Origin of the sequence: Actinomadura roseirufa (assembly GCF_900659635.1) — a bacterium.
Classification (GTDB): domain Bacteria; phylum Actinomycetota; class Actinomycetes; order Streptosporangiales; family Streptosporangiaceae; genus Spirillospora; species Spirillospora roseirufa.
The window spans coordinates 1-23975 of record NZ_CAACVB010000024.1 but is presented as its reverse complement, the minus strand read 5'-3'; the positions used below and the strand labels follow the sequence as shown (position 1 = coordinate 23975).

Annotated in this window: 24 protein-coding genes and 1 pseudogene; 11 read left to right on the top strand and 14 right to left on the bottom strand. The window is 71.6% G+C overall.

The features are described from left to right. Positions 1 to 4: 4 nt before the first annotated feature. Positions 5 to 1195 (bottom strand): glycosyltransferase family 4 protein, encoded by a 1191-nt coding sequence (locus tag E1291_RS08015; RefSeq protein ID WP_242614013.1) that lies wholly within the window; start codon positions 1193 to 1195, stop codon positions 5 to 7. Beyond that, positions 1192 to 2160: an NAD-dependent epimerase/dehydratase family protein gene (locus E1291_RS08010; RefSeq protein WP_131737096.1), complete on the bottom strand. Its 969-nt coding sequence runs from the start codon at positions 2158 to 2160 to the stop codon at positions 1192 to 1194. The genes E1291_RS08015 and E1291_RS08010 overlap by 4 nt, the downstream gene beginning before the upstream one ends. Positions 2161 to 2298: 138 nt before the next feature. Here E1291_RS08010 and E1291_RS08005 point away from each other — a divergent pair, with 138 nt between their 5' ends. The 4 genes from E1291_RS08005 to E1291_RS07990 all read left to right on the top strand — a co-directional run bounded on the left by E1291_RS08005 (position 2299) and on the right by E1291_RS07990 (position 4907). Beyond that, positions 2299 to 2874: an RNA polymerase sigma factor gene (locus E1291_RS08005; RefSeq protein ID WP_131737095.1), complete on the top strand. Its 576-nt coding sequence runs from the start codon at positions 2299 to 2301 to the stop codon at positions 2872 to 2874. A gap of 23 nt (positions 2875 to 2897) precedes the next feature. Continuing rightward, positions 2898 to 3908 (top strand): CU044_5270 family protein, encoded by a 1011-nt coding sequence (locus tag E1291_RS08000; RefSeq protein ID WP_131737094.1) that lies wholly within the window; start codon positions 2898 to 2900, stop codon positions 3906 to 3908. A gap of 134 nt (positions 3909 to 4042) precedes the next feature. After that, positions 4043 to 4441, top strand: a complete 399-nt coding sequence (locus E1291_RS07995; RefSeq protein WP_131737093.1) for a DUF4259 domain-containing protein — start codon at positions 4043 to 4045, stop codon at positions 4439 to 4441. A 97-nt stretch (positions 4442 to 4538) separates the two neighbouring features. After that, entirely contained in the window at positions 4539 to 4907 is a 369-nt protein-coding gene (locus E1291_RS07990; protein ID WP_131737092.1) for an excalibur calcium-binding domain-containing protein, read from the top strand. On the opposite strand, the gene E1291_RS07985 is transcribed toward E1291_RS07990, so the two are convergent. Next, on the bottom strand, positions 4893 to 5951 hold the full coding sequence (locus E1291_RS07985) for a LacI family DNA-binding transcriptional regulator (protein WP_207400624.1): 1059 nt from the start codon (positions 5949 to 5951) through the stop codon (positions 4893 to 4895). The genes E1291_RS07990 and E1291_RS07985 overlap by 15 nt on opposite strands. A 186-nt stretch (positions 5952 to 6137) precedes the next feature. Between E1291_RS07985 and E1291_RS07980 the strand changes: the two genes are divergently transcribed. The 4 genes from E1291_RS07980 to E1291_RS07965 are packed head-to-tail and all read left to right on the top strand — an operon-like array spanning position 6138 to position 10726. Further along, entirely contained in the window at positions 6138 to 7061 is a 924-nt protein-coding gene (locus tag E1291_RS07980) for a nitrilase family protein (RefSeq protein ID WP_131737090.1), read from the top strand. Positions 7062 to 7071: 10 nt separating this feature from the next. Continuing rightward, the gene (locus E1291_RS07975; RefSeq protein ID WP_131737089.1) at positions 7072 to 8274 is read left to right on the top strand and encodes a hypothetical protein; all 1203 of its coding nucleotides are present in this window, start codon (positions 7072 to 7074) and stop codon (positions 8272 to 8274) included. A gap of 5 nt (positions 8275 to 8279) precedes the next feature. Continuing rightward, positions 8280 to 9695, top strand: a complete 1416-nt coding sequence (locus E1291_RS07970; protein ID WP_242614012.1) for an amidase — start codon at positions 8280 to 8282, stop codon at positions 9693 to 9695. 14 nt (positions 9696 to 9709) lie between these two features. Next, a complete protein-coding gene (locus tag E1291_RS07965) occupies positions 9710 to 10726 on the top strand; it encodes an alpha/beta fold hydrolase (protein ID WP_131737087.1) in 1017 nt (338 codons plus the stop codon). Positions 10727 to 10804: 78 nt separating this feature from the next. Here E1291_RS07965 and E1291_RS07960 read toward each other — a convergent pair whose 3' ends face one another. Beyond that, the gene (locus E1291_RS07960; RefSeq protein WP_131737086.1) at positions 10805 to 11275 is read right to left on the bottom strand and encodes a hypothetical protein; all 471 of its coding nucleotides are present in this window, start codon (positions 11273 to 11275) and stop codon (positions 10805 to 10807) included. A gap of 103 nt (positions 11276 to 11378) precedes the next feature. Continuing rightward, positions 11379 to 12047: a hypothetical protein gene (locus tag E1291_RS07955; protein WP_131737085.1), complete on the bottom strand. Its 669-nt coding sequence runs from the start codon at positions 12045 to 12047 to the stop codon at positions 11379 to 11381. A gap of 204 nt (positions 12048 to 12251) precedes the next feature. Between E1291_RS07955 and E1291_RS07950 the strand changes: the two genes are divergently transcribed. Continuing rightward, positions 12252 to 12728 (top strand): molybdopterin-binding protein, encoded by a 477-nt coding sequence (locus E1291_RS07950; protein ID WP_207400623.1) that lies wholly within the window; start codon positions 12252 to 12254, stop codon positions 12726 to 12728. A gap of 58 nt (positions 12729 to 12786) precedes the next feature. Here the strand turns inward: E1291_RS07950 and E1291_RS07945 are convergent, their stop codons facing one another. The 3 genes from E1291_RS07945 to E1291_RS07935 all read right to left on the bottom strand — a co-directional run bounded on the left by E1291_RS07945 (position 12787) and on the right by E1291_RS07935 (position 16002). Beyond that, a complete protein-coding gene (locus E1291_RS07945; RefSeq protein WP_242614011.1) occupies positions 12787 to 14064 on the bottom strand; it encodes an MFS transporter in 1278 nt (425 codons plus the stop codon). Between the two features lie 175 nt (positions 14065 to 14239). Next, the gene (locus E1291_RS07940) at positions 14240 to 15130 is read right to left on the bottom strand and encodes a hypothetical protein (protein WP_131737084.1); all 891 of its coding nucleotides are present in this window, start codon (positions 15128 to 15130) and stop codon (positions 14240 to 14242) included. A 164-nt stretch (positions 15131 to 15294) separates the two neighbouring features. Continuing rightward, entirely contained in the window at positions 15295 to 16002 is a 708-nt protein-coding gene (locus E1291_RS07935; protein WP_131737083.1) for an SDR family NAD(P)-dependent oxidoreductase, read from the bottom strand. Positions 16003 to 16091: 89 nt separating this feature from the next. Between E1291_RS07935 and E1291_RS07930 the strand changes: the two genes are divergently transcribed. Beyond that, positions 16092 to 16502, top strand: a complete 411-nt coding sequence (locus tag E1291_RS07930) for a MerR family transcriptional regulator (protein WP_131737082.1) — start codon at positions 16092 to 16094, stop codon at positions 16500 to 16502. 289 nt (positions 16503 to 16791) lie between these two features. Here the strand turns inward: E1291_RS07930 and E1291_RS07925 are convergent, their stop codons facing one another. Beyond that, positions 16792 to 17682 (bottom strand): cytochrome P450 family protein, encoded by an 891-nt coding sequence (locus E1291_RS07925; RefSeq protein ID WP_207400622.1) that lies wholly within the window; start codon positions 17680 to 17682, stop codon positions 16792 to 16794. A gap of 368 nt (positions 17683 to 18050) precedes the next feature. On the opposite strand from E1291_RS07925, the gene E1291_RS07920 reads away from it, so the two are divergent. Next, a complete protein-coding gene (locus E1291_RS07920) occupies positions 18051 to 18707 on the top strand; it encodes an RICIN domain-containing protein (protein ID WP_165495015.1) in 657 nt (218 codons plus the stop codon). A gap of 170 nt (positions 18708 to 18877) precedes the next feature. On the opposite strand, the gene E1291_RS41845 is transcribed toward E1291_RS07920, so the two are convergent. The 5 genes and pseudogenes from E1291_RS41845 to E1291_RS07895 form a co-directional block, all read right to left on the bottom strand. Then, positions 18878 to 21124: an NACHT domain-containing protein gene (locus E1291_RS41845; RefSeq protein ID WP_165495014.1), complete on the bottom strand. Its 2247-nt coding sequence runs from the start codon at positions 21122 to 21124 to the stop codon at positions 18878 to 18880. 110 nt (positions 21125 to 21234) lie between these two features. Beyond that, positions 21235 to 21486 (bottom strand): annotated as a pseudogene (locus E1291_RS45050) (hypothetical protein); the annotation flags it as partial. 158 nt (positions 21487 to 21644) lie between these two features. After that, positions 21645 to 22451: a methyltransferase domain-containing protein gene (locus E1291_RS07900; RefSeq protein WP_131737080.1), complete on the bottom strand. Its 807-nt coding sequence runs from the start codon at positions 22449 to 22451 to the stop codon at positions 21645 to 21647. Then, positions 22427 to 22552: a YuiA family protein gene (locus E1291_RS43815; RefSeq protein ID WP_165495013.1), complete on the bottom strand. Its 126-nt coding sequence runs from the start codon at positions 22550 to 22552 to the stop codon at positions 22427 to 22429. The genes E1291_RS07900 and E1291_RS43815 overlap by 25 nt, the downstream gene beginning before the upstream one ends. Positions 22553 to 22738: 186 nt before the next feature. Further along, positions 22739 to 23743, bottom strand: coding sequence for a hypothetical protein (locus tag E1291_RS07895; RefSeq protein ID WP_131737079.1), 1005 nt, complete (start codon positions 23741 to 23743; stop codon positions 22739 to 22741). Between the last annotated feature and the right edge of the window lie 232 nt (positions 23744 to 23975).

Sequence of the window (23975 nt, the reverse complement as noted above, 5' to 3'; positions counted from 1 at the left end):
CCACCTATCGGTCGGCTCGGGAGAGTGCGGCGGACGGTGTCAGGGCACGGTAGACGGCGCGGAGCGCGGCGCGCGAGTGCGCCCAGGTCAGGCCGCCGGCGATGTGCGCTCGGGCGCGCCGTCCCATGGCCGCGGCCTCCTCCGGGTACTCCAGCAGGATCCGCACGGACCGGGCCAGCTCCGCCGGGCGGTCGGCCGGGACGAGCCGCCCGTGCTCCCCGTCGGCCATCAGCTCCCGCACGGCTGGCAGGTCGGAGGCGACCACCGGCACGCCCGCCGCCATCGACTCCAGCACCTTCAGCGGCGCGCACCCCTGGTCGAGGTTGCGGGCACAACCGGTCAGCGGCGCCACCGACACCGCGGCGTGCGCGAGCCACGCCGCGACCTCGTGGTGCGGCAGCGTGAACCGCCAGTCGACGCGTTCGGCGACGCCGAGCCGCTCGGCGAGCCGCCGCACCTGCCTCGCCCGCCGCTCGGGGACCGACGAGCAGATCACCAGCCGCAGCTCGGGCAGGTCGGCGAGCCGCGCGAACGCCCGCAGCAGCACGTCCAGCCCCTGCCACGGCTGGAGCGCGCCCACGTAGACCAGGTACTCGCCGGGCGCGTCGTCGGGACGCCGCGGCCGGTCGCGCACGTCCGCCCCGTTCGGGACGAGCCGGACTCGTTCGCCGGGGACGCCGAGCCCGCGGACGGCGTCGCCGATCACCCGGGACGGCACCACCACCGCGTCGGCGCGCGCCAGGCAGAACCGCTCCAGCTCACCGATCTTGGCGAGCGTCTCCGGCGCCGCCCACGGCCACGTGTGCGCCATCTCGATCGACGGCAGCCCGTTCACCTCGTACACGACCCGGTACCGGCGGCCGGTCGCGGTGACGACCGGCAGCGCGCTCCACGGGTCCCGCACGTGGCAGACCTCCAGCGTCTCCAGCCGCGTCTCCAGCAGCCCGGCGACCCACGCCGAGTACGCCTCCGCCCGGTCGATCAGGTTCGGGATCGGGGCATCGAACCGGACGATCTCCCGCGTCCCCTCCCGCTGGTACCGGGGCAGGCCGCCGCCCAGCACGCCGAGCAGGCCGCCGCCGGCCCACGTGAACAGCTCGTCCGCCATCTGCGCGATGTGGACCGCCGATCCCTTGCTCGAAGGGAACCGGTCGAACGCGAAGTACGCCGCACGGGGCCCCTGGGCCGCGTTCATCCGGCCCGCACCTCCTCCTGGACGCGCAGGGCCCGGTGCCAGGCGATCTGGTCGGCGAGACCCTCCGCGAGGCCCGTCCGCGCCGTCCAGCCGAGCAGCCGCGCCGCCCGTTCGGTGTCGGCCCATGTCCGCGTGGCGTCGCCCGCGACGGGCGCCGCCCGCTGGATCTGCGGCCGCACGCCCAGCACGCCGGTCAGCACGCCGATCGCCGACCGCACCGCGACGGGCTCGTGGTGGCCGACGTTCACCGCGATCCCCGGCGGCAGGTCCGCCGCGGCCGCCGCGAGCGTCGCGCCCACCACGTCCCGCACGTGCGTGAACGACCGCGACCGGCGGCCGTCGCCGAACAGCGGCAGCGGCCGCCCGTCCAGCGCCGCCTCCACGAACCGGTGGAACGCCATGTCCGGACGCTGCCGGGGCCCGTACACCGAGAAGTACCGCAGCAGGACGGTCCGCAGCCCGTCCCGCGCCGCGAGCGCCGCCAGCCGCTCCACCTCGACCTTGCTCGCCGCGTAGGGGCTCTCCGGGTTCGGCGGGTCGTCCTCCCGGTTCGGCCGGTGCCCCGCCGATCCGTACACCGACGAGCTGGAGGCCACCACCACCCGCGGCCGCCGCCCCGCCGGCCGTCCCGCGCATGCCGCCAGCAGCCGCGCGGTGGCCCGCACGTTGTCGCGCTCGGCGGCGGCGCGGCCCGGCCCCCATGAGCTGCGCACCCCCGGGCGTCCCGCCAGGTGCACGACGACGTCGGCGGCGGCGAGCGCGTCCAGCGCGTCCACGGCGAGGTCGGTCTCGACGGCGGTCACCCCGGGGCGCGAACCGACCCGCGCCCACGTCCGCCGCGCGACGCCCGGCGCGAGCGAGCGGCCGGGCGCGTCCACGGCGAGCACCTCGTGTCCCGCCGCCGCGAGCGCGTCGGCCACATGGCTCCCGATGAACCCCGCCGCTCCCGTCACCACCACCCGCATTCGCCGCACCCTACCTACGACCAGGCGAATTGGACAGGGCCAAACGTGGCCTACCAGGCGAGATCGATTGGACTGTAAAGGATCCGGCGGCGCCGGACATCTCTGGACGACGTGCAAGACGAGAGAAGGGAGCACCGTGTGCCGGAGCCAGACGATGACTTCGCCCAGCTGTGGAACGCGCACTACGGCGACGTGCTGAGCTACGCGACCCGCAGGACCGACCCGGAGACGGCCCGCGACATCGCCGCCGAGACCTTCCTGGTCGCCTGGCGCCGCCGCGGCGACGTCCCGCCCGACCGGCCGTTCCCGTGGCTGCTGGCCGTGGCCCGCAACGTCCTCGCCAACGAGACGCGCGGCGACCGCCGCCGCGGCAGGCTGCTCGGCCGGCTGCGCGGCGACCGCGACCACCAGCGGCCCGTCGCCGACGTGGCGACCGGCCTCGCCGAGGGCGGCCGGATCGCCGCCGCGCTGCGCCTGCTGCCGGACCGCGACCGCGAGGTCCTCCAGCTCGTCGGCTGGGAGGAGCTCGACACGCGGGAGGCGGCGACCGTCATGGGCTGCTCGGCCCGGACGTTCGCGGTGCGCCTGCACCGCGCCCGCAAGCGCCTCACGGCCGCCCTCGCGAAGGTCGACGCCGGGTCGGCCACCCCATCGGTCCCGGCCGTTCCCCGCCCGGCCATGACCGCCCCGGGAACGCAGCCGAGCCGGTACTGAACGAACCAGGAGGAAGCAGAAACATGAAGCACGACACCGACGTCCAGGAGATCCGGGCGATGCTCGCCCCGGCGAACCCGTGCCCGCCCGGCGGCCTCGACGGGGCCGCGAACGACCCGGTCGGCCGCGCCGCCTACGCGCGGGTGACCCGCCCCGGCGCCGCCTCGTCCCGCCGCGCCGCCGCGCGGTCGCACCGGACGGTCTTCCGCGTCGCCGCCGTGGGCGGTCTCGCCGTCGCCATCGCGGCCGGCGGGACCATCGCGCAGAACATCGGCGGCACCGACAAGGACGGTACCCGGCACAGCGTCGTGCCCGGCCTGCCCGCGGCGCCCGCCGCGAACGCCCAGGAGGTCCTGCACCGCGCCGCCGACAACGCCGCGCGCGCGCCCTTCACCCCGCCGCGGCCGGACCAGTGGATCTACACCGTGAACCGGTCCAAGGTCAGCCCCAAGCCGGACGAGGGCCAGGCGGTCGGCCCGGACACGCCGCTGAAGACGGAGACCGCACGGCAATGGGTGAACTACAACGGGAACAAGCTGGCCTGGTACGAGAAGGGCAGGCTCGTGACGTCCGCCACCGGTGGCGGTACGCCGCCTACCGACTACCCCACCGTGTCCCGCATGCCGCGTGACGCGGACGGGATGCTGGCCTGGGCCCGCAAGCAGCGCACCCCCGGCGACGCCAACTCAGGGGCGTACGCGATGTTGTCGTCCCTCCTGTACAACAACCCGGTCATGCCTCCCGCGCAGACCGCCGCGACCTACCGCGCCCTGGCGAAGATTCCCGGCGTGCGACTGGACAGGACGGCCAAGGACTTGGGCAGGCCGGTGCTGTCGGTCTCCCTCGTCATCGGAGGTTGGATGGCGGACGAGACGCTGCTCGACCCGTCCACCTACGCCTTCCGGGGCCACCGCAGCAGGATCGTCAAGGACCACGTGACCGACTGGGGAGGCACCTACAAGAAGGGCCTTGTCGAGGTCGCGGGGGTGCGCCTGACGGTGCGGGTGGTCGACCGTCCCGGACAGGTGTCCTGACCGGGGGAGGGCGGGCCTCCCCCCAGGGGGCCACCCTCGCTCACCGGTGGAAAAAGCCGCTGGCAGTACCCCATTTCGGCCATCCAGAAGATCGCGGACGTCCTAGGGTGTTCCCGACCTAACCGGAGGTGGACATGGGTACCTGGGACACCGGTCCTTTCGACAACGACACCGCCGCCGACTTCTCGGGGCAACTGGACGCCCTCGACGAGGACGAGCGCCCGGCCGCGATCCGCGGGGCCTTCCAGGACGTCCTCGCGGAGACGGATTACCTGGACTACTACGAGGCCACCATCGCCGTGGCCGCCGCCGCCCTCGTCGCCGCCCAGTGCCCGGGCGGGAAGCCGACCGACGAGGTCTACGGCCCGGACGGCTCGATCCCGCCCCTCTCCACCGACCTGCGTCCCCTCGCCGTGCGGGCCCTCGACCGCATCACCGCCGAGGACTCCGAACTGCACGAGCTCTGGGAGGAGACCGGCGCCGAAGGATGGCTCGCGGAGATCGAGGCCCTCCGCACGATCCTGTCCGCCTGACCCGCGCCTGGCCGGACCGTGCCACCTGTCAACGCCCCCGGCAACGGCCGCGTCCCACTCGGACCGCGCCCTTGTTCCCGGACGACAGGACAACAGCATGGACCGACCCAGAACCGCACTAGGGATCCTCTTCGCGGGAGCATGCCTCTTAACTGCTTGCGGTACCGGCACGGACGGCGCGTCCACTCCGAGGGCGACGGTCACGGTCACCGAGACCGAGACCGAGACCGAGACCCCGGAGCCGAGCCTCACGACCCCGGAGCCCGCCCTTCCGACCTCCGAGCCTGAGCCGACGCCGTCCGACGAGCCAACGGAGAAACCCAAGCTCACGTCCCCGGACACCGATCCCCGCTACCGGACCTGCGCCGAGGCCAAGTCCCACGGCCTGGGCCCCTACACGCGCGGCATCGACCCCGAATACAACTGGTACATCGACCGGGACCACGACGGCTCAGTCTGCGAGTGACCCCGCTCGGCCGGTCGTGCCCGGATCCCCGGAGGTCGAGGCGCGGGGGCGCAGCTCGGGGGTCAGCCGCTCGGACTCGGCGGACCGTCCCCGCAACAGGACCGCCAGCATCTCCAGCGCGCGGCGGCCGATCTCGTGCATCGGGACGGCGACGCTGGTCAGGGGGATGGGCAGCTCGGCCGCCAGCGGTGTGTCGTTGTACCCCATGACCGCCAGGTCGGCGCCCACACGCAGGCCGTGGTCGCGGGCGGCGCCGAGGGCGCCGATGGCGGCGAAGTCGTTGACGGCGAAGATCGCCGTGGGCCGGTGCGGGCCGGCGAGCAGCCGTTCGGCGGCGGCGCGCCCGCCCGCGGTGTCGAAGGAGGAGTGCACGACCGAGTCCGGGGGGACGTCCACGCCGCGTTCGCGGCAGTGGGCGAGGAAGCCCGCCGTCCGGTCGGCGCCCGTGCTCGCGTACGGCTCGCCCGCGATGACCGCGACGCGCGTGTGCCCCAGGTCGAGCAGGTGCCGGGCGGCCAGCCGCCCGCCGAGCGCGTCGTCGGGCGTCACCGAGGGGTGCTCTCCCGACCGGCGGTTGGCCAGGACGAAGCGGACGCCGTCGGCGGCCAGCTCGTCCAGGAACGCGTCGTCGAGGCGCGCGTCGCCGAAGACGAGCCCGTCGACGCGGCGGGCGAGCAGCATCCGGGTGCGGTGCCGCCGGGTCGGGTCGTCGTCCAGGGTGCCGGCGGTGATCGTGGTGATCCCGCGCTCGGCGGCGGCCTCGTCGACGCCCTCGTAGATCGTCGCCAGGACGAGGTCGGACAGCCGCGGGACCAGCACCCCGACCAGCCCGCTCCGGCCGGTGCGCAGGCCGGCGCCGTGCGGGTCGGGCTGGTAGCCGAGCTCGGCCGCCAGCCGCCGGATGCGGTCGGCGGTGTCGCCCGAGGCGGCCCTGCCGCGGGCGTCGGCGCGTCCGTTCAGCACGCGGGAGACGGTCGAGACGTGGAGTCCGAGCTCGTCGGCGATGTACCGCAGCGTGACCGGTCGCTCCTTCGGCTCCGCCACCGGCACCTCCCTTCCCTCAAGGGGCCGGACCGGCCGCCGTGACGATATCGCCATCCGTGCCGGGGACGGGAGCCGCGCCCGTCCCGCGGATGACTTCGGCGCGAACTCTTGACGGCGCCGGGGCGGCGTGCCCATAGTAACCCAAACGTTTGGCCCAAACGTTTGGGTTCCACGGAAGGACAGAGCATGACGCCAACCGACGCAGCTCAGGGGCAGGACCACCAGGACCACCCGGTCAGCCCGGCCCGGGTCGCCGTGGTGCAGTTCGCGCCCCGCGCGGGCCTGGACAACCGCGAGGCCAACGTCGGCCGGGCGCTCGAACTCGCCGAGCGCGCCGCCCGGGACGGGGCGACGCTGATCGTCCTGCCGGAGCTGGCGAGCACCGGCTACAGCTTCCGTGACCGCGCCGAGGCCTACGCCCACGCCGAGGACGTCCCGAGCGGCGACACGGTCGCCCGCTGGGAGGAGTTCGCCCGCCGGCACGGCGTGCACCTGGTCGGCGGGCTCGTCGAGCGCGCGGGCGTCCGCCTGTTCGACACCGCCGTCCTCGTCGGGCCGGACGGCTACGTGGGCCGCTACCGCAAGACCCACCTGTGGAACCGGGAGAAGCTGTGGTTCACCCCCGGCGACCTCGGCTTCCCCGTCTTCGAGACCCCGATCGGGCGGATCGGCCTGCTGATCTGCTGGGACATCTGGTTCCCCGAGGTCCCCCGGCTCCTCGCCCAGCAGGGCGCCGACATCATCTGCAGCGTCAACAACTGGGTGTGGACCCCGCCGCCGATCTTCGACGAGACCGGCCGGTGCATGGCCGCGTACCTGACGATGACGGCGGCCCACGTCAACAACGTCTACATCGCCGCCGCCAACCGGGTCGGCACCGACCGCGACGCCCGGTTCCTCGGCAACTCGCTCATCACCGGGACCAACGGCTGGCCGGTCGCCGGAGTCGCCGGAGCCGAGGAGGAGACGTTCCTGGCCGCCGACCTCGACATCGTCGCGGCGCGCAGCGCCCCGATCTGGACGCCGCTCAACGACCTGATCCGCGACCGGCGCACCGACCTCTACGATCCGCTGCTCGGCTACCGTCTCGGCCAGGCGTTCCCCCGCTGAGGACGCGGCGATGACCACCACGGGCATCCGCACCCGCTTCGGGCGGCTCGACGTTCTCGCCCTCTGGGGCGCCGCCGCCGGCTGTGCCGCCGCGGCGGCGCTGCTCGCGGCCGTGCTCACCGACCTGCGCCCCTCGCTGCCCGCGATCAGCGCGGGCTACACGTCCTGGCACCTCGGCTACGGCGACCCGGACTGGTACCTGTACTGGATCGTCGGCGACGCCACCGAGGCGACCATGGCCAAGTCCGCCCTCGGCGCGGTCCTCATGGTCGCCGGCGCCGCCCTCGCCCACGCGCTCCGCCGCCGGGACGGCGGCCCGCGCGGATTCGCCCAGGCGTGCGGGACGAACCTGTGGCCGTGGGTCCTCGCGAGCGCCGTCCTGGGCACCCTGGCCAGCAACCTGATGTGGGGGTGGACGCTGCGGTCCACCGGGGCGTGGCAGCCGACCTTCGCGCCGTTCGTCTCCGTCCCGCCGGCCGTCGTGGTGCTGTACGGGGCGGGCTGGCCGGTGGCCCTGACGGGCGCCGTGCTGGGCGCCTCGCTGGTGACGCCCATCGCGCTGGCGCTGGTGAACTGGGTCTGCGTCCCACTGGACGTCTCGCCCGTGGTGGGCAGTGTCCTCGCCATGAGCATCGGCGGGCTGATCGCCTTCGCGATCTGCCGCGGGCTGCCCTGGCTCCGCCCCGAGCGGCTCCGCCCCGCCGAGCCGGTCGAGCCCGGCCCCGACCGGACCGGGACGGCGTCCTGGATCCCGCGCCGGATCCTGGCCGACTTCACCGAGGCGCACTTCTACGGCAGTGAGTGGGCCGGGGCGGGCCTGCTGATCGGGTGCGTCCTGCAGTTCCTGCTCAACCCCGCCGGGCCGGCGTACGGCAGCGGCCTGCTGCCCCAGATGATCGCCGCGCAGGTCCTGACGGCGGCCTGCGGCGTGCTGCTGTGGCGGACGCGCTGGTCGGCCGCCGGGTGGTACCCGACCTTCGTCCCGGTGGTGTCGGTCGCGCCCGCCACGGCCCTGGCGTTCGGCGGCGCGCTCGTCCCTTCGGCGGCCGGTGCGCTGCTCGGCGCCGCCGCCGGTCCTCCGCTCGCCGCCGCGCTGGCCCGGCGGGTACCCGCACACGTCCACCCGATGGTCGCCTACACGGCTGCCATGGGCGTCTGCACCGCGACGATCATCCCGCTGGTTGACCTCCTCCCCGGCTGCCGTCTGTCCTGATGTCCGTGACGACTCCATCGAAGGCCACCGTGTCCCCGACCCCGTCCCGCACCGCGCCCGCGTCCGGCCGCACCGCCGCCGCTGATCGGGCCCGGCCACCGACGATCACTGACCTCGCCCGTGACCTGCGCGAGGGGCGGACGACCGCCACCGAGCTCGTCCGCCGCACCCTCGACACGATCGCGGATCTCGACCCCGGCCTGAACGCCTTCGTCACCGTGGACGCCGCCGGAGCCGAGGCGGCGGCCCGGCGGGCGGACCGCGAGAGGGCGGAGGGCACCGACCGGGGGCCGCTGCACGGCGTCCCCGTCGCGGTGAAGGACCTCGTGCCGGTCGCGGGCCTGCCGTCGACCATGGGATCCCGGCACTTCAGCGGCCATGTCGCGCGGGACGACGCCGCGTGCGTGCGGCTCCTGCGCGAGGCGGGCGCGGTCGTGGTCGGGACGACGACCACCCACGAGTTCGCCTACGGGCCGACCGGCGACCGGTCGGCGAACGGCGCGTCCCGCAATCCGCTCGACCCCGAGCGGATGTCGGGAGGTTCCAGCGGCGGCAGCGCGACCGCCGTCGCCGCCGGAATGGTGCCGCTGGCCATCGGCACCGACACCGGTGGATCGGTCCGCATCCCGGCGGCGCTGTGCGGAGTGGCGGGCTTCAAACCCGCGTACGCGGCGATTCCCGGTGACGGCGTCTTTCCCCTTTCGAGGACGCTCGACCACGTTGGCCTCTTCGCCCAGACGGCGGAAGACTGCCTGACCGCCTACCAGGCGCTCGTCCCGGACGGTGTCTCCTCCTCGGCGGGCGCGCCTCGCGTCGGCTGGCTGACCTCGCTGATGTCCGCGGCCTGCGATCCGCGGGTCGTTCGCGCCGTGCGCGGCTCGCTGGAAGCGGGGATCGGCCCGGTCGCCGACGTCCGCGCGCCCTCGTGGGACGACGGCTCCGCATGGGACGAGGTCAGAGCCGCGTTCTCCGCCGTCCAGAGCAGCGAGGCCGCGGCCGTCCACGCCGACCGGCTGGCCCATGCCCCCGACCTGTTCGACCCGGAGGTTCTCGACCGGCTCCGGCACGCCGCCGCTGTCCCCGGCTGGCGCTACGTCCGCGCCATGGCCGACCGCGAACGGTTCATCGCGCGTGCCGGTGCCCTGTTCGAACGGTGCGACGTCCTCGCGCTGCCCACCGTCCCGGTCACCGCGCCGCGCCTGGGGGAGCGGACGGTCCGGATCGACGGCGTTCCCACCCCCGTCCGGGGCGCGCTGCTGTCGCTGACCAGCTCATGGAACCTGCTGGGCCTCCCCGCGCTCAGCGTGCCCGCCGCACCGGTCGGCGGCCTTCCGACCGGGCTTCAGCTCATCGCCCGCCCCGGCTCCGAGCACCTGCTCTTCACGACCGCCTTTTCCCTTGGAAAGTCCGAGCAAGAATGATTGAGGAGCAACGAATGACACCCGGCCACCAGACCCTCGAACTTCAGAATTTCGAGCTGGAACGCGGTGCGGTCCTGCCCGTGGCACGGCTCGCCTACCAGACGTACGGAGAGCTGAACGAGACCAAGGGCAACGCTGTCCTGCTCCCCACCTGGTTCGCCGGAGACCACACGTCCCACGAGTGGCTGATCGGCCCGGACCGCGCTCTCGACCCGCGCGAGTACTTCGTCATCGTGCCCAACCTGTTCGGCAACGGCGTTTCGTCGTCGCCGTCCAACACCCCTCCGCCGCACGCGGGCCCGGACTTCCCCCAGGTCACCATTCGCGACAATGTCCGCGCCCAGCACATCCTGGTGACCGAGCATTTCGGCATCGAGCGGCTGGAACTCGTCATCGGTACCTCCATGGGCGCCTTGCAGACCTACCAATGGGCCGTCGGCCATCCCGACATGGTCGCCCGCGCCCTGCCCTTCTGCGGCGCCCCGAAGACCTCGGCGCACAACACGGTGTTCCTTGAGAGCCTCAGGGCCACCCTCACCTTGGACCCCGCGTTTCAAGATGGGCGCTACGACGTCCCGCCCGTCGCGGGCCTGCGGGCCTTCTCCCGGGTCTACGCGGGATGGGGCTTCTCCCAGCCCTTCTACCGGGAGGGCGCTTATCAGCAGTTGGGATTCACCGACCTGGAGGAATTCCTCACCGGTTTCTGGGAGCCCAACTTCGCCGGGCAGGACGCCAACGACCTCCTCGCGATGCTCTGGACCTGGCAGAACGCCGACGTCTCCACGACTCCCGGCATGGACGGCGACCTCCCGCGCGCCCTCGGATCCATCACGGCCGAACTGCTGGCCATGCCCGCCGAGAGGGACCTCTACTTCACGCCCGAGGACGAGGAGGACGCCGTCCGGCACATCCCGAAGGGAAGACTGCGCACGATTCCGGGGATCTGGGGCCACCTGTCCAGCGGCGGCGCCAACCCCGAGGACGTGGCCTTCGTCGACGCGGCCGTAGGCGACCTCCTGGCCGGCAGATAAGGGAGCGGCCCGCCATGAGACCGGCCGCGCGCCGCGCCCCATGTCGGGCCGCCCGCGCCGGCCCGGCCGGGGACGCGATCAGCGTTGCCAGCGCGTGGGCGTTCCGGGAGGCCAGCGGAGCATGTGACCGTGCAGGCGAGTCCACGTAGGCCAGCGCATGGTCACCCCGTCCTCCACGCCCAAGCGCATGTACAGGCTGAAGGCGAACGTGGCTCCGAACACCAGGCCCAAGGACGCGCCGATCCGCAGTCCCTCGGCAGAGGGGATCATCAGCAACGCACAGAGCACCGCCAGCGCCAGGCACGACGCCGACGTCCACCGCCACCCCCGCTGCCGGCGTCTCGTTCTCACCACGGACGACACGCGCACGTTCAGCGTCCTGCCACATTCAGGGCATTGCAGGCGGTGTTGCTCCCACCCGCGCTCTGGCCGCTCGACGGGAACGGGCTGGACGAGCCACTCGTGCTTGGTGACGAAGGCGCCATGAGAGGTGGACAGCAGATGCCCGTATCCGATCCCCGGAGACGGGCCTAACGGCAGTCTGCTCATGTCTGCTCCTCCGCACCGCGTGCCCCAACGCTAGCCGCGCGGGTCGTCCACGACCCGTCCTCGCCGCTTGCCGAAACCGGCCAGTCGCCCGCGCCGGGGAGATCTACTCGACGGCCATGCCGGCGGAGCTCTCGACCGTCCGGACCGCGGGCGGCGGGTCGGGGGAGGGCTCGCCGGGGGCCGCCCCGCGGAAGAAGCGCAGGAAGACGAAGGCCGCGGCCGCCGTCGCGCCGACGCAGACGATCACCAGGGCCCAGACGGCCTCCGGGTTCTCGGTGGGCCCGAAGCCGGGTGGCATGACCGCCATCTGGAGCAGCGCCCCCACCGGTACCGTCAGACCGGTCAGCAGACCGATCGTCCCCGTCCGGCGGGCGGCCGCGCCGACCGCGCCGAGGACCAGGCCCGTGACCAGGCCGACCGTCCACCAGAACACCATGAGCCCTTGGTGCCAGGCGAACGGCTCCTCAAGCAGATAGGAGTCCACGCGGTAGTAGGCGGCCGTCGCCGCCGTCAGTGCCATGACCCCGGCGATGGAGCCCCGGACGGGAGTGCGGGCCAGCCAGCCCACGGCGACGGCCAGCCCTGCCCACGCCCATCCCACGTCCACTAACAGGCTCACGACCTCCGCGACGCTGCGGACGCCCCCGGAAACCGCCTCGACGCGTCCACCGGACGACCTGTACGGCGAGGAGAAGTCATTGATCCACGAAGTGGCCGCGCCGAACGCCCCGCCCAGCGGCACCGACACGAGCACCAGCTTCGTGATCTTCATTCCACGACTCTACTGAGAAGGCGTCTCGTCACCAGGCCACGCCTACCAACACCCGACCGAATGTGGTGAGTCGCAGATACCAATGACATCTCGGCCGCGCCCTCGCTTTTGCGAGGGGTGAATCGCATTGGGTCTTGCTTTTGAGGGAGGACAATCTACCGTGGTCGGGGAAAGCGTCGGCATCTCGTGAGAGGGAGCGTCGAGGTGGTGGATCGGCCCGCGGTGGCCCGTGCCGGCATGGGCGTCGTCGTCCGCGTGGCCGGTGAGGTGCTGGCGCCGCGCGACGTGCGCATGGCCGACCTGCGCGCCCTGCCGCAGCACGAGCGCGAGGTCACCTTCCGCTGCCGCAGGAGCGGTGTGCGCAGGCACCGGTTCACCGGCCCGCTGCTGCTGGACGTGCTGGCGCCGGCGGCTCCGCTGTTCGTCCCGGGGGAGCGCAGGGACCGCCTGCGGTTCCTCATCTCGCTCCGGGCGGGCGACGGCCACCGGGTGGTCCTGTCCTGGGCGGAGATCGATCCCGAGTTCGGGAACCGGCCGGTGCTGCTGGGCGTCCGGCGGGACGAGGCGGCGCTGGACGGAGAGGGGCCGCAGCTGGTCATGCCGGACGACGTGTGCGGCGCCCGCAACATCAGCGGGGTGACGGAACTGCGGATCTTCTCCGACCCCGGTGACCCGTCTTAGCGCCCGGCCGGCGGAGCGTTCCATGTCGGCCGGGCGTGGACGTGGTGGCCGGTGGTCGTCACTCGTCCATCATGTGAGCGACGGGCGTGTCCCGTGCGGGAGCCACGGCCGGGGGGACCTTCGGGGCGGCCTGTCGCCGGGTGAGCCGGTGGGCCAGCTCCGACAGTCCCAGGGCGAGCAGGGCGATCACGGCGGCGGCCGGGGCGAGCCGGTCGGCGCCCAGCCAGGCGATGCCGGCGGCGCCGGCCATGCCCGACAGGGAGATGGCCAGGTAGAGGATGGCGGCGTTGAGCGACACGTAGACCGACGCCGAGGCCGGGTCCAGCGCGATCAGCCGGTGCTGCTGCGGGGTGGTCAGCGCCCAGGCCGGGATTGCGTAGGCGATCAGCATCACCGTCGCGGCGGCGAAGGAGCCGGTGGCCAGGGGCATCACGAGCAGCGTCACGACGAGCAGGACGATCGCGCCGGAGGCGACGGTGCGCCCGCCGATCCGGTCGGCCAGCGCCCCGCCCGCGAAGTTGGCCACCGTGCCGACCAGGCCGAAGATGAACAGCAGCAGGGCCAGACGGTCGGGGTCTCCGCCGGTCGCGGGTTCGAAGACGGCGGAGATGTAGGTGTAGGGGATGTAGACGGCCGTGAACCCGGCCAGGGTGGTGCCCATCAGCGCGAGCGCGCGCGGGTCGCGCAGGGGGCGCAGCCGCTCGCCCAGGCCGGCGGGCGCGGGAGCCGTGATCTGCTGGGGGATCAGGGCCAGGACGGACCCGATGCCGAGCACCGCGAGGCCGACCAGGAACCACACCGTCGCGCGCCACCCCAGCGTCCCTCCCAGGACGGTCCCGATGGGGGCGCCGAGGGCGGTGGCCGCGGTGAAGCCGGTCATGACCACGGCGATCGCCCGGCCCCGGCGCTCGGCGGGAACGAGGGACGCCGCGGTCACCGTCGCCGCCGGCACGAACATCCCGGCCCCCGCCGCCGCGACCATCTGGGCGCCCAGCAGCGCCGGGAACGTCGGCGCGACCGCGGTGGCGGCGTTGCCCACCAGGTAGACGCCGAGCGCGAGCAGCAGGATCCGCCGGCGCGGCCAGCGGGCGGTGAGTGTGCCGAGGACCGGTGCCAGCACCGCGGAGACCAGCGCGAACGCGGTGACCACCTGCCCGGCCGCGGCGATCGAGATGTCGAAGGTGTCGCCGAGCAGGGGCAGCATTCCGGCCAGGACGAACTCGTCCGTCCCGACCGCGAAGACGCCGAATCCGAGGGCGAGCACGCTCCAGCGCGCCCGCCGCGTCCAACCTTCACCGGCCACCATGACCTCCAAAACGGTACCGATCGGTTCCATCTGTACCCGCGATACGGTACTGGTCGGTTCCGTTTAGGGTCAAGCCACCGCGTTCTCGGCGTAGGTGGGCTCACACCCGTCTGGGCAGGCCGCGCGGCCAGACGGTGCGGCGCCCGCGCGCGGGCCCGCGCCGCTGATCAGCTCCACGCGCCGCCGGAGTCAGGTGCCGCCGGAGTCAGGTGCCGCAGAGCACCCTGACGCGCATCCAAGAGACCTCGTCGACGATGTTCTTGACGTAGACGGTCCAGGTCTTCCCGTCCGAGCTCGGGTAGGTATCGGTGATCAGGTTGCTGCCGCGCGGGGAGGAGTCGCCGCCACCGCTCAGCACCTTCGATCCCGCCGGGCAGGTCGCGGTGGCGTTCGCGCGACCGCCCTTGGCGACCCTGACCGTGTCACTCAACTGAAGTGACCTGGTGATGCCGCGCCCGCAGATGTTGTACAGCGTTGTGGACACCTCTGAGGTCAGGGAGATGTTGAGGACCGTGGTCTCCCATTGGTTGGTGCCACCCGGGTAGGAGTCGAGCAGCCTGAGTCCCTGGGGACCGTCACTGCCACCTCCCAGCGTCAGCGAACCCTCTGGACAACTGGGCGAGAACTCCCGGCGGGTCTGACCTCGCGGAATGATCTGGTCCTGGAGGTAGGTGAGCTGGTATCCGGGGATTCCGCTACCGCAGACCACGCGCGTGCGAAGAGTGACCGGAACTGCCTGCGAGGCGTTGTAGAAGGCGGTGTGCCATCCGTTGAACACGTCGTCCGGATTGGACGCGACGAGCTCGGCCCCGGTCGGCAGGAGCAGGGTGTTCGACTCGCCGCCGCCCAGCACGACGGTCCCCGCCGGACAATAGGCGTACGCCCCTTGGCCCCTGCCCGGATTCGCGGTCACCGGATCACCGATGACGACCTGGTAGGTGGCGAAGGTCCGTCCCTGCCCCTTCGTCGCGGCGCCCGGCGTGGACGAGGCGGCGTGGCCGAGCGATTCACCGGCGGGGAGCACCGAGGCCGGCGCGATGGTCAGCACTGGGACCACGGCGACCGCACCGAACCGGCGAAGCAGACGAACCCCCATTGATGGGCGGTGACCAAGCGACACGGCCTTACCTCCCCGAACGGCGACAGGCCATCTTGATCATTCCCTCAGAGATGGTGACTAAAAGTAGCCGTGGAGATTCATTCGGTTGCCTTCCCGGAATGGTCAGGTGGCGGTCAGGCGCCCGGTTCCCGTGCCGGCGGTCAAGGTTGATCGCCGTGAGCGTCCGATGTGGCGCCTACTGTGACGGCCTCCCCGGCGAGGCCGTCGTGGAGGACTTCCCGCTGCCATCGGTCTCGCGGCTGGGTGTGCAGCCGCCAGTAGTGTTCGGCGATGTCGTCGGGGTCGAAGGCCGTGCCCGGGGCGACGGGACCGGCGACGGTGACGCTGGCCGCGTGAACTCCGGAGGCCCCGTACTGGTGGTCGAGCAGAGTCACCAGGGTCCGCACTCCGGCCTTGCCGAGCGAGAGGCTGACGTACTGCGGCTTCGGCTCGGGCATTCCGCCGGTGATGATGAACGAACCGCTCCCGCGCCGCGCCATCGCGGGGGCGACGTGGGCGGCGGCGGTGAGCGCGCCGACCACGTTGACCGCCCAGGCGTCCAGCTGGGCGCTCGCCGGCAGCTCTCCGGGCGCGTCCAGCTGGATGATCGCCGCGTTGTGGACCACGACGTCGGGGAGACCGAACTCGGTGGTCGCGGTGTCGAGGGCGGCGCGCAGCGCCGTCTCGTCGGTGCTGTCGGCGGCCAGTGAGCGGACGGGCACATCGAGGGACGAAACGGCCCCGGCCACCTCGGCGAGCGTTTCGGTGGTCCGTGCGATGAGCGTGATCGGCAGGCCCTCCCGGGCGAACCGGAGGGCGACCGACCGGCCGATTCCCGGACCGGCTCCGATGACGACTGCTCCCGGCATGTGCTGCTCCTTCACTGGAAGATGACGGACAGCCGGGACGTTAAGGTGTCACATCGGTGTGAAGGTCAAACTCGGAGCGAGGGAATCAGATGCGGATCGGGGCCCTGGCCCACACCACGGGGGTCAGCCGGCGGTTGCTGCGCTACTACGAAGAACAGGGGCTGCTCCAGCCGCTACGCCTCCCCAACGGCTACCGCGAGTACGCCGATTCGGACGTCGCGGCGGTGCGCCACATCCGCGCCCTGCTGGCCGCCGGCCTGCCCACCACGGTCATCGCCCGCCTGCTGCACTGCGTCCATGACGAGGGCGAACGGGTCGTACCGTCCCCCTGCCCCGAAATGGTCGCCAACCTGCGCCAAGAGCGCCGCCGCATCACCGAGGCGATCACGCACCTCCAGTCGTCCCAGCAGGCCCTCGACACCATGCTCGACGAGGCCCTGCGGCAACCCGGCGACCGGCCCGAACTGCGGGAACAGGACCACCCGGCAGCATCGGCCTGACATCAGAAAGGGCCCGGCCTCGGTGACCGTGCCGCGCATCCCTTGCAAGTCAGGCGGCGCGCCATCGGGACGGCCCGCGCACCGGACATGGCAACGCCCCCGCCGGCGGGGTGAGCGGCGGGGGCGTTGGGTACGCGGGCCCCAGGTTGTGTGAGCCGCGGATCTTTCCGGCGAACGCCGCATGGCTGAAAACCAGGACGGAGCCGTCAGGGCCCTTGGAACCTTGCATGGCCACCACGGGGCGAGGGGCGTGCGGGTTACCAGTTTGATGCGGGTCGATGAAAGCGGCTCATCGGGTCTTCACGATGAGTGCGGCCGGAACGCGCAGGTTGGCGGCCTGCTCGTAGGCGATGGGGCGGTCGGGGTCGGCGAGGTGGCAGCCGCGCGTGGCCTCAAGGATGCCGGTGGCGATCGCGAGGGCGTGGTCGCGTCCGGGGCATGAGCGCGGCCCGGCGCCGAAGGCGAGATCATCCCCATCCGGGTTCTCGCCCTGTGTGAGGTCCAGCCGGACGACGGTTCCGGCGGGGATCTCGGTACCGGCGACCCGCGTCCGGGTGCGGGCTACCCGGCGGGTGCTCAGGATCGGCGGCTCGGCGCGGAGTGTCCGGTCGAGCAGGGCGTTCACGCCGAGGTCCGGGTAGCCGGTGAGTTCCGCGGCCAGGGCGTTGCCGACCAGGCCGGTGGTGGCGTCGCAGGCCTGGACGAGCAGGCAGATGCGCGCCGCCGTGGTCTCATCGGCCGTCCCACCGCAGGCGGCGACGAGATCGCTCACGGCGAGGTCGGCGGCGGCGGTCGCCTCGACATGGGGGTGGTAGGCGTGCGCGACCTCCGCGACCGTCGCCGCGTCGGTCTCGATGCCCAGCGCCCTCGCCAGCACCAGGACGGGGACGGGCCGCGCCACCCGCGCGATGAGGTCGATCGGCTGCTCGCCCGCCTCGCTGAGGACGGCGGTCGTCTGCTCGAAGGCGTCACGGTGCAACGTGGCCGGGACGACCTTCGCCAGGGCACCGGTGCCGAGGGCGCGCCGCCTCAGATGGTCGGGACCGTTGCTGAACCGCGACACCGAGGCCCGTAGCCAGGCGATCCCTGGGGGCGGACCGGCATCGGGCACCGGAGGGACAAGGAAGTCCGCGCTGTTCAGCACGGCGCGAACCTCGCCGGGGCTGGTGATCTGCTCCACGCCTGAACTATAGGACGGCATTGTTTCGACGCCCGTCGAAACGACCCCCGGCAGCCGGTCGGCCCGCCATCGGGGCGATGTCGAGCCGCCACATCCGCTCAGGACAACGCCCCCGTCCGCCCAACGGCGCGTCCGAAGCCGGGTCGTCTCCGCTCGCACGTCGGCGACCAGACGAGCCGGCGTCGCACCTCTCGCAGCGGAAGTGGTGCACGCAATCCTGGTTCGCTCAGCGGACCACGGGCTTGCGTGCACTTCGAAACCCGGAGACGATTTCCGAGGAAATCCGAGCGAATGGCACCACGGGGCGACCCTTAATGGTCGGTGGTGTGAATGTTCGGGGTCATGCAGTCACGGAAGGGAAGTCAGAGATGAAGGGAAAGGCGATCCGCCTTGCCATGGCCCTCTCGGCCGCATTTACGGTGGCGAGCGGTCCACTGTTGGCGAGCCACGCGTCAGCTTCCGACGTGCGCCACGCGGACCCCAATTTGCCGCCCTTGCCGGCGAAGTTCTCGCTGATGGTCTCGGCGCTACAACCGGACGGCACAACGTCGCTCGGTCGGTACCTCGGGCCACTTGGGACGGTCAGCATCTACGCCTGGTCGGGCGGCATCGCGTACAACAACGACGGAACCTTCAAGGCCGAACTCAAATGGCGTGCGGAGGTTCTCGGTGGAGAGAGGGACCAACAAGACTACCCCGTCTACTGGGTTCGGCTGGTCAACGACTTCAATGGAAATTGCTTGGAGATCAATGGGGATCCCACCGAACCTGGCCGTCGCGTATGGCAGGCTGCCTGCGAGAGCGGAAAGAAACAGGTATGGATCCTGCATGAGAAGCCCGTCTGGCAACCGGGTTCACTTCATCGGCTTTTTGAAATCTCCTCCGACATCCTTGGGAAAGACAAGCTGAGATGTCTTGACGCTGATTACTTCACACGGATGGAGGTGTATCAGTACGTCACCACCCAGGAATGCAAGGGCAACGAAGAGCAGAAATGGTATTTGGTGAGCAAAGTGCTTCCATAGTTGCGGAGGTCGGGCGCCGGTTCCGGATGACGCGGACGTCGGTGAACCGGTGCCGGCGGGTCTGGTGGACCGGCGGGACGGGGGCGCCGGCGTCCCGCCGGTGTGAAGGTGTTGCCACACCGGATCGGGCGGAGCGTGCGGCCGCCGTCCCGCCGCCGATCGTTGCTCGGTCAGGCGGGTGGTCGGTAGGTGGCGGCGAGGTGGTCGTGGAGTTCGGCGTGGCGGAACTGGTAGATGGGGCCGACCGCGCGCAGGAGTCCGAGGCGATGGCAGTCGTCCAGGAACGGCATCAGCCGGCGCGGCAAGAGGCGGGCCCAGGCGAGCCGGCAGGTGGCCACCAGATACGCCAGCCACGCCCGATGGTCACCGAGCGCGAGCCCGCCCGCGAGCCCGAACGTGAAGCCGACCGCGAGCCCGCCCCCGAGCCCGACCCCGAGCCCGACCGCGAGCCCGACCGCGAGCCCGCTGTTGGTGGCGCGGAAGAGGTTCAGGGTTCGGTCGGCGTGCCAGTTGTCCATCGGGGTCTGGGTACGACGTGCGTGCGCTGGTGTCTCTGCCCACTGAGTGAGCCCGCTCGCGAGGCCGACCGTGAGCCCGACCGTGAGCCCGACCGTGAGCCCGACCGTGAGCCCGACCACGAGCCCGAACGTGAGCCCGACCGTGAGCCCGACCGTGAGCCCGACCGTGAGCCCGAACGCGAGCCCGAACGCGAGTCCGCCCGCGAGTTCGCGCAAGAATTCGGTGAGCCGTCGTCGGATACGCAGGTCGGCATATCCCGGCCGATCCTTTGCCCAGTCCCCGGCGGTAGAAGTGATGAGCACCCCGCTCGCGAGCCCGCCCGCGAGCCCGAACGCGAGCCCGCCCGCGAGCCCGAACGCGAGCCCGCCCGCGAGCCCGAACGCGAGCCCGGCCACGAGCCCGGCCACGAGCCCGCCCGTGAGCCCGGCCACGATGGTGAGGACGGCGAGTGCGAGTCGGGTGGTGTGGGTGGTGGCGGCCAGGCGCCACCAGGCCAGGTCGCGGGTTCCGGTACCGGTCCCGGTGGGGGCGGGTTGGTGCGTGAGGTGGTGGGCGAGGTAGCCCAGCCAGCGGCGGACTTGGGCGGGGTCGTGGCGGTGGCGGGGGCGGAAGGGGTCGGCGGGGTTGCCGGTGGGTGGGCGGGTGGCGATGAGGGTGGGAATGAGCTGGTCGAACAGGTGGGTTTTCAGGGCGTCGGCGGTGGGGAAGCGGGCTGGGTCGGTCAGGGGTGTGGGGTCGGTGCCGGGGGTGAGGTAGATGGTGCGCAGCAGCCACAGTCCCAGTGGGGTCTGGGTGACCTCGGCCAGCGCCGCCGCCGGGTGGCCGGTGCCGGGTGGGCGCCGGGCGGGCGGTGGTGCGTGGCGCAGGGTGGTCAGGGTGTGCTGCCAGGGCGGTGAGGGGGTGGGTGGCAGGCAGGTGGCCAGGTAGTCGGCGGCGGCCGCGGGGTCGAGCGGGCGGGGCTCCAGCACGGCTGCGGAGGTGATGACGTCTCCGGCGCGGGTGACCGCCCGGGTGAACTCGGTGGTGCGGCTGGTGAGGATGAGCTGGTCGCCGCCGCCCAGCGAGCGGTTCAGCGCGCCGATCACCTCGGTTTGTGCGAGTGGGGGGAGTTCGTCCAGGCCGTCCAGGACGGGCAGCAGATGCCCGCGCGAAGCCAGTGCCCGCACCACGTCCTGGCCGAGTCCGGGGGCGCGCAGTGCGGGGTAGTCGGCCAGGAGCCGGTCGGTGAGCCAGTCGTGCAGGCGGGGGAGGCGTTCGGTGTCCCACCCGGCGATCGGGAGCAGGATGGGGACCGGTTCGTCGTGGTGCTGGGGGCGGGTGGCCAGCAGGTGGAGCAGCAACTGCACGGCCAGGGTGGTCTTACCCGCCCCCGGGCCACCCAGGATCACCAGGCGACGCCGCCTGGTCTGGCGGAACCGGTCGGCAAGGGCGGCGATGTCGGCGCTGGAGGCCGTCCACCACACCCCGCCGCCCGAACCTGCGGCGGGGTCGATCTGGCGGGGATGGTCCATGATCGCGGGCGTGTACTCGCCGGACGCGGGTGCGCGCCAGCGGACCGGGATCGGGTCGGGGTCGTCCAGGGACCGCAGCCGCGCCTCGTCCTGCCACTGTTCGGCGACCAGTTCGGCCAGCAGGTTCTTGGCGTCGGTCAGCGCATCGGCGGCGGGCGGGGCCGGTGCCGCCAGTTGGCGGGAGCGGCGCCGGGCCCACCACCACGCCGAGATCAGCGGCACCGCGCCGGCCAGCACGAACCCGCCGGTGAGCTGGGCGCGGTTGGCCGCGGTCTGTAACCCGTCCTCGCCAGTCAACGGGGCGAAGGTCACCGCCGCCAGAACCAGGACCCCGCCCACCGCCGCGAGAAAGACCAGCCACGGCCACCGGCCCCTGCCATCGCGCATGGCTGCCATCCTGGGACGATCCGCCCCCGGCTGGTGGGTCGAAGTCCACAAACGGCCTCAGCAGGACGGCCGCACACTCGGTACCGGCCCGGCGGCGTCCAGTCAGTTGATCAGCGGTGCGACGCCGTCGCCGTTCTTGGCTCGGGTGAAGCGGAGCTGTCTCCCGAACCTCCGGCTCCGTGTCGGCCCGCCACCAGCCACCGTGACCGTCGAAAGGTGGCGGGTAGAGGTGTGGCCGATGTTGGGCTGACCGTGGCGGACCTGGGCGTCTGGATCCGCTTCGAAGACGAAGCCGACCAGCCAGGGTTCTTGGAGTCCCGCATGGCCATCAGGCGGACGAGGCCGGCGACCTCTACGCAATTCCCGCCGAACCGGCCCGCATCGGACGGCGCTCCCGCATCGACGGCACCTCAGACGGGATTGCCGACACAGCGATGACTGACTCGTTCCGGTCGCCCATCCAAGTGGCCCACCACCATCGACCGCCCCGATTCCGTCCCTGAAATGGAGCCTTGGCCTTTCAGGCGATCGGGTTGTCCGGCGAGTCCAGCCAGATGTGCTGCCCGTCAGGGTTCACCGTGACCCCGTACCGGGACGGCTCCGGCTTACCCGCTGCCGCCCATCGCTCCTCGGTCTCGTGAAGTACCGTTTGCGGCAACCGCTGACCGTAGAGCGGCATGAATCGGGCCGGGACCGTGAATCGTCCCTCTGCCGTGCCGTCACCTCGGACCGTCAGGACCGCCAGCGGTCCCGTCGGATGGAACGTGGCCGCCCACGGGACGACGATCAGCCCATCCTTCTTCGTCTGCTCGATCCAGGCATGGGGAACCGTGTGAGCCGCCGCAGTCGCGACCACCCGATCGAACGGGCCATGTGACGGAGCACCGATCTCCCCATCGCCCGTGATCACAAGCACGTCCGGATGACCTGCGGCCGACAGGGCATGACGGGCCTGGTCCGCCGCCGCCGGGTCGATCTCGACCGACACCACCTCGGCCCCCAGCGCAGCGAGGCACGCGGCGTTGTAGCCCGTCCCGGTGCCGATCTCCAGCACACGCATACCGGCGTTGAGGCACAGAGCATTGATCATCTCGGCCATCACCGACGGGCCCGACGATGACGACGTGGGCAATGCCCCGTCCTTGAGTTGCGTAGTGATCGGTTCATCGGACATCACCAGCCTGTCCCACGCCTCCGGCTCATCGCGGCGCGAGAGCGCTACGAAGCCGCCGTCACGTACGACCCATACCGTTTCCGGGATGAAAACGCTTCGATCAACGTGCGGAAGCCCGGAGAATTCGATCACTTTTCCCCAGTCCCGTTGCATGCCTTGCAGGTGATCTTCTCCTCTTTGCCGTCCAGGTTTACCATGGCCCATCCTTTTCCGCCACATGGCTCGCAGGCGTTCTTTTTCTCGTGCTTGCCCATACCTGTATCCTTCCTCCATCACATGCCCTTAGGCAATAACGCTGGGGCGCTACTCTTTCGTTTCACCCGGCTCGGCCGTCAACAGTTCACTGCGCCCTCTTCGGAGTAGAAGGCGCGGGACCCATCGCGATCTTCTCCACCCGTACGACAAGCGACCGTGCGATCTGCCGCACCGGATCCGCGTGGTCAGGTGAGCGCGGTGCGGTTCTGGCCGGAGGTCAGGGCGGCGTGCAACTCCCGCACGGCAGGACGATCCCGCTTCTCGACCGGGACGGCTCGCAGGACGGCCTTCCCGGTTTCGATGATCATTTGACTCTGCTGGGTTGGCGGCAGCGCGGTGAGGATCTCCGTTGCCCGAGTCGTGCCGTGATCGGCCCCGCCATTGACCACGGTGCACAGGGCCTCGTGAAGCTGGACGTTGGCGGTGTACTGGTAGTCGCGAGTCCGGGCAACGACGATCTCGCGTGCCCTTCCTGCCTCGGACTCGTTCCCCTCGTGTGCATACACCCAGCTCTCAGCGAAGTGAGCCTGGCTCATGGTCCACAGAGCGGGGATGATGCCCGCTCGGGCGTCCTTCCCTTCGTAGCCGACAAAGGTGTTCAACGCCTTCTTGGCCTCGTCGTGCCTGCCGAGGAGGGACATCGCCTTCGCTCTGGAGCCCGCGAGGTCGGCGTGCCAGAAGGAGGGCGTGTCACCTGCCAAGTGTTCCGCTGCCTCGATGAGCTGGAGCACGGTGGTCAGGTCGCGTTGCCCGTAGAGTCCGTAGCCCGCCTCCTCGCAGCGGACCATTAGCCGCAAATTGAGGTCACCGGAGGCATCGGCGGTCATGCGCGCCGTCCGTTCCCATTGGATCGCGGCGCCGTGATCGCCGAGGCGGGTGAGCGCGTTCGCGTGCAAGATGGACAACCCGGCCGTGACACGCTGCAACTCGGTTTTGTCCTCGGCCTTGGCGGTCCGTGATTGGTACTTAATGGCAATCAGGTCGACCATCATGTCTTTGCTGACCTGTGCGGGCGACCGGGTGCGGAGCGCGTGGAGATGATCGGACAGCGTGAGGTGCCAGTCGTCGACGTCGCGGGGTTCGTCGTTGAGGGCCAGGGCGAGCAGTTGCCGGGCGGATTCACCGGTCGAACCGAGCGCGCCGGCGCTTATGCCCAGCATGGTGAGTTGTAGCAGTGAGCGTCGCTCCATGTCGTCGTCCCCCTGATCGGGAGTGGGACTCCGACCCAGAGTACCGCTCGGTATGCCGGATACATCGCCCTGTGTGGAGTGTGTGTATCCCTCTGGTTCGCCCTGGTATGGATCTTCTGTCGGTTGGGGGTGGGGTTGTAGTCCGAGGAGTGGGCCGGGGATGTGGAGGCCGTCGCGGAGTGATTCGAACTCTTTGATCGAGTAGCGGCGTCGCTGGCCGCCTAGGATCTTG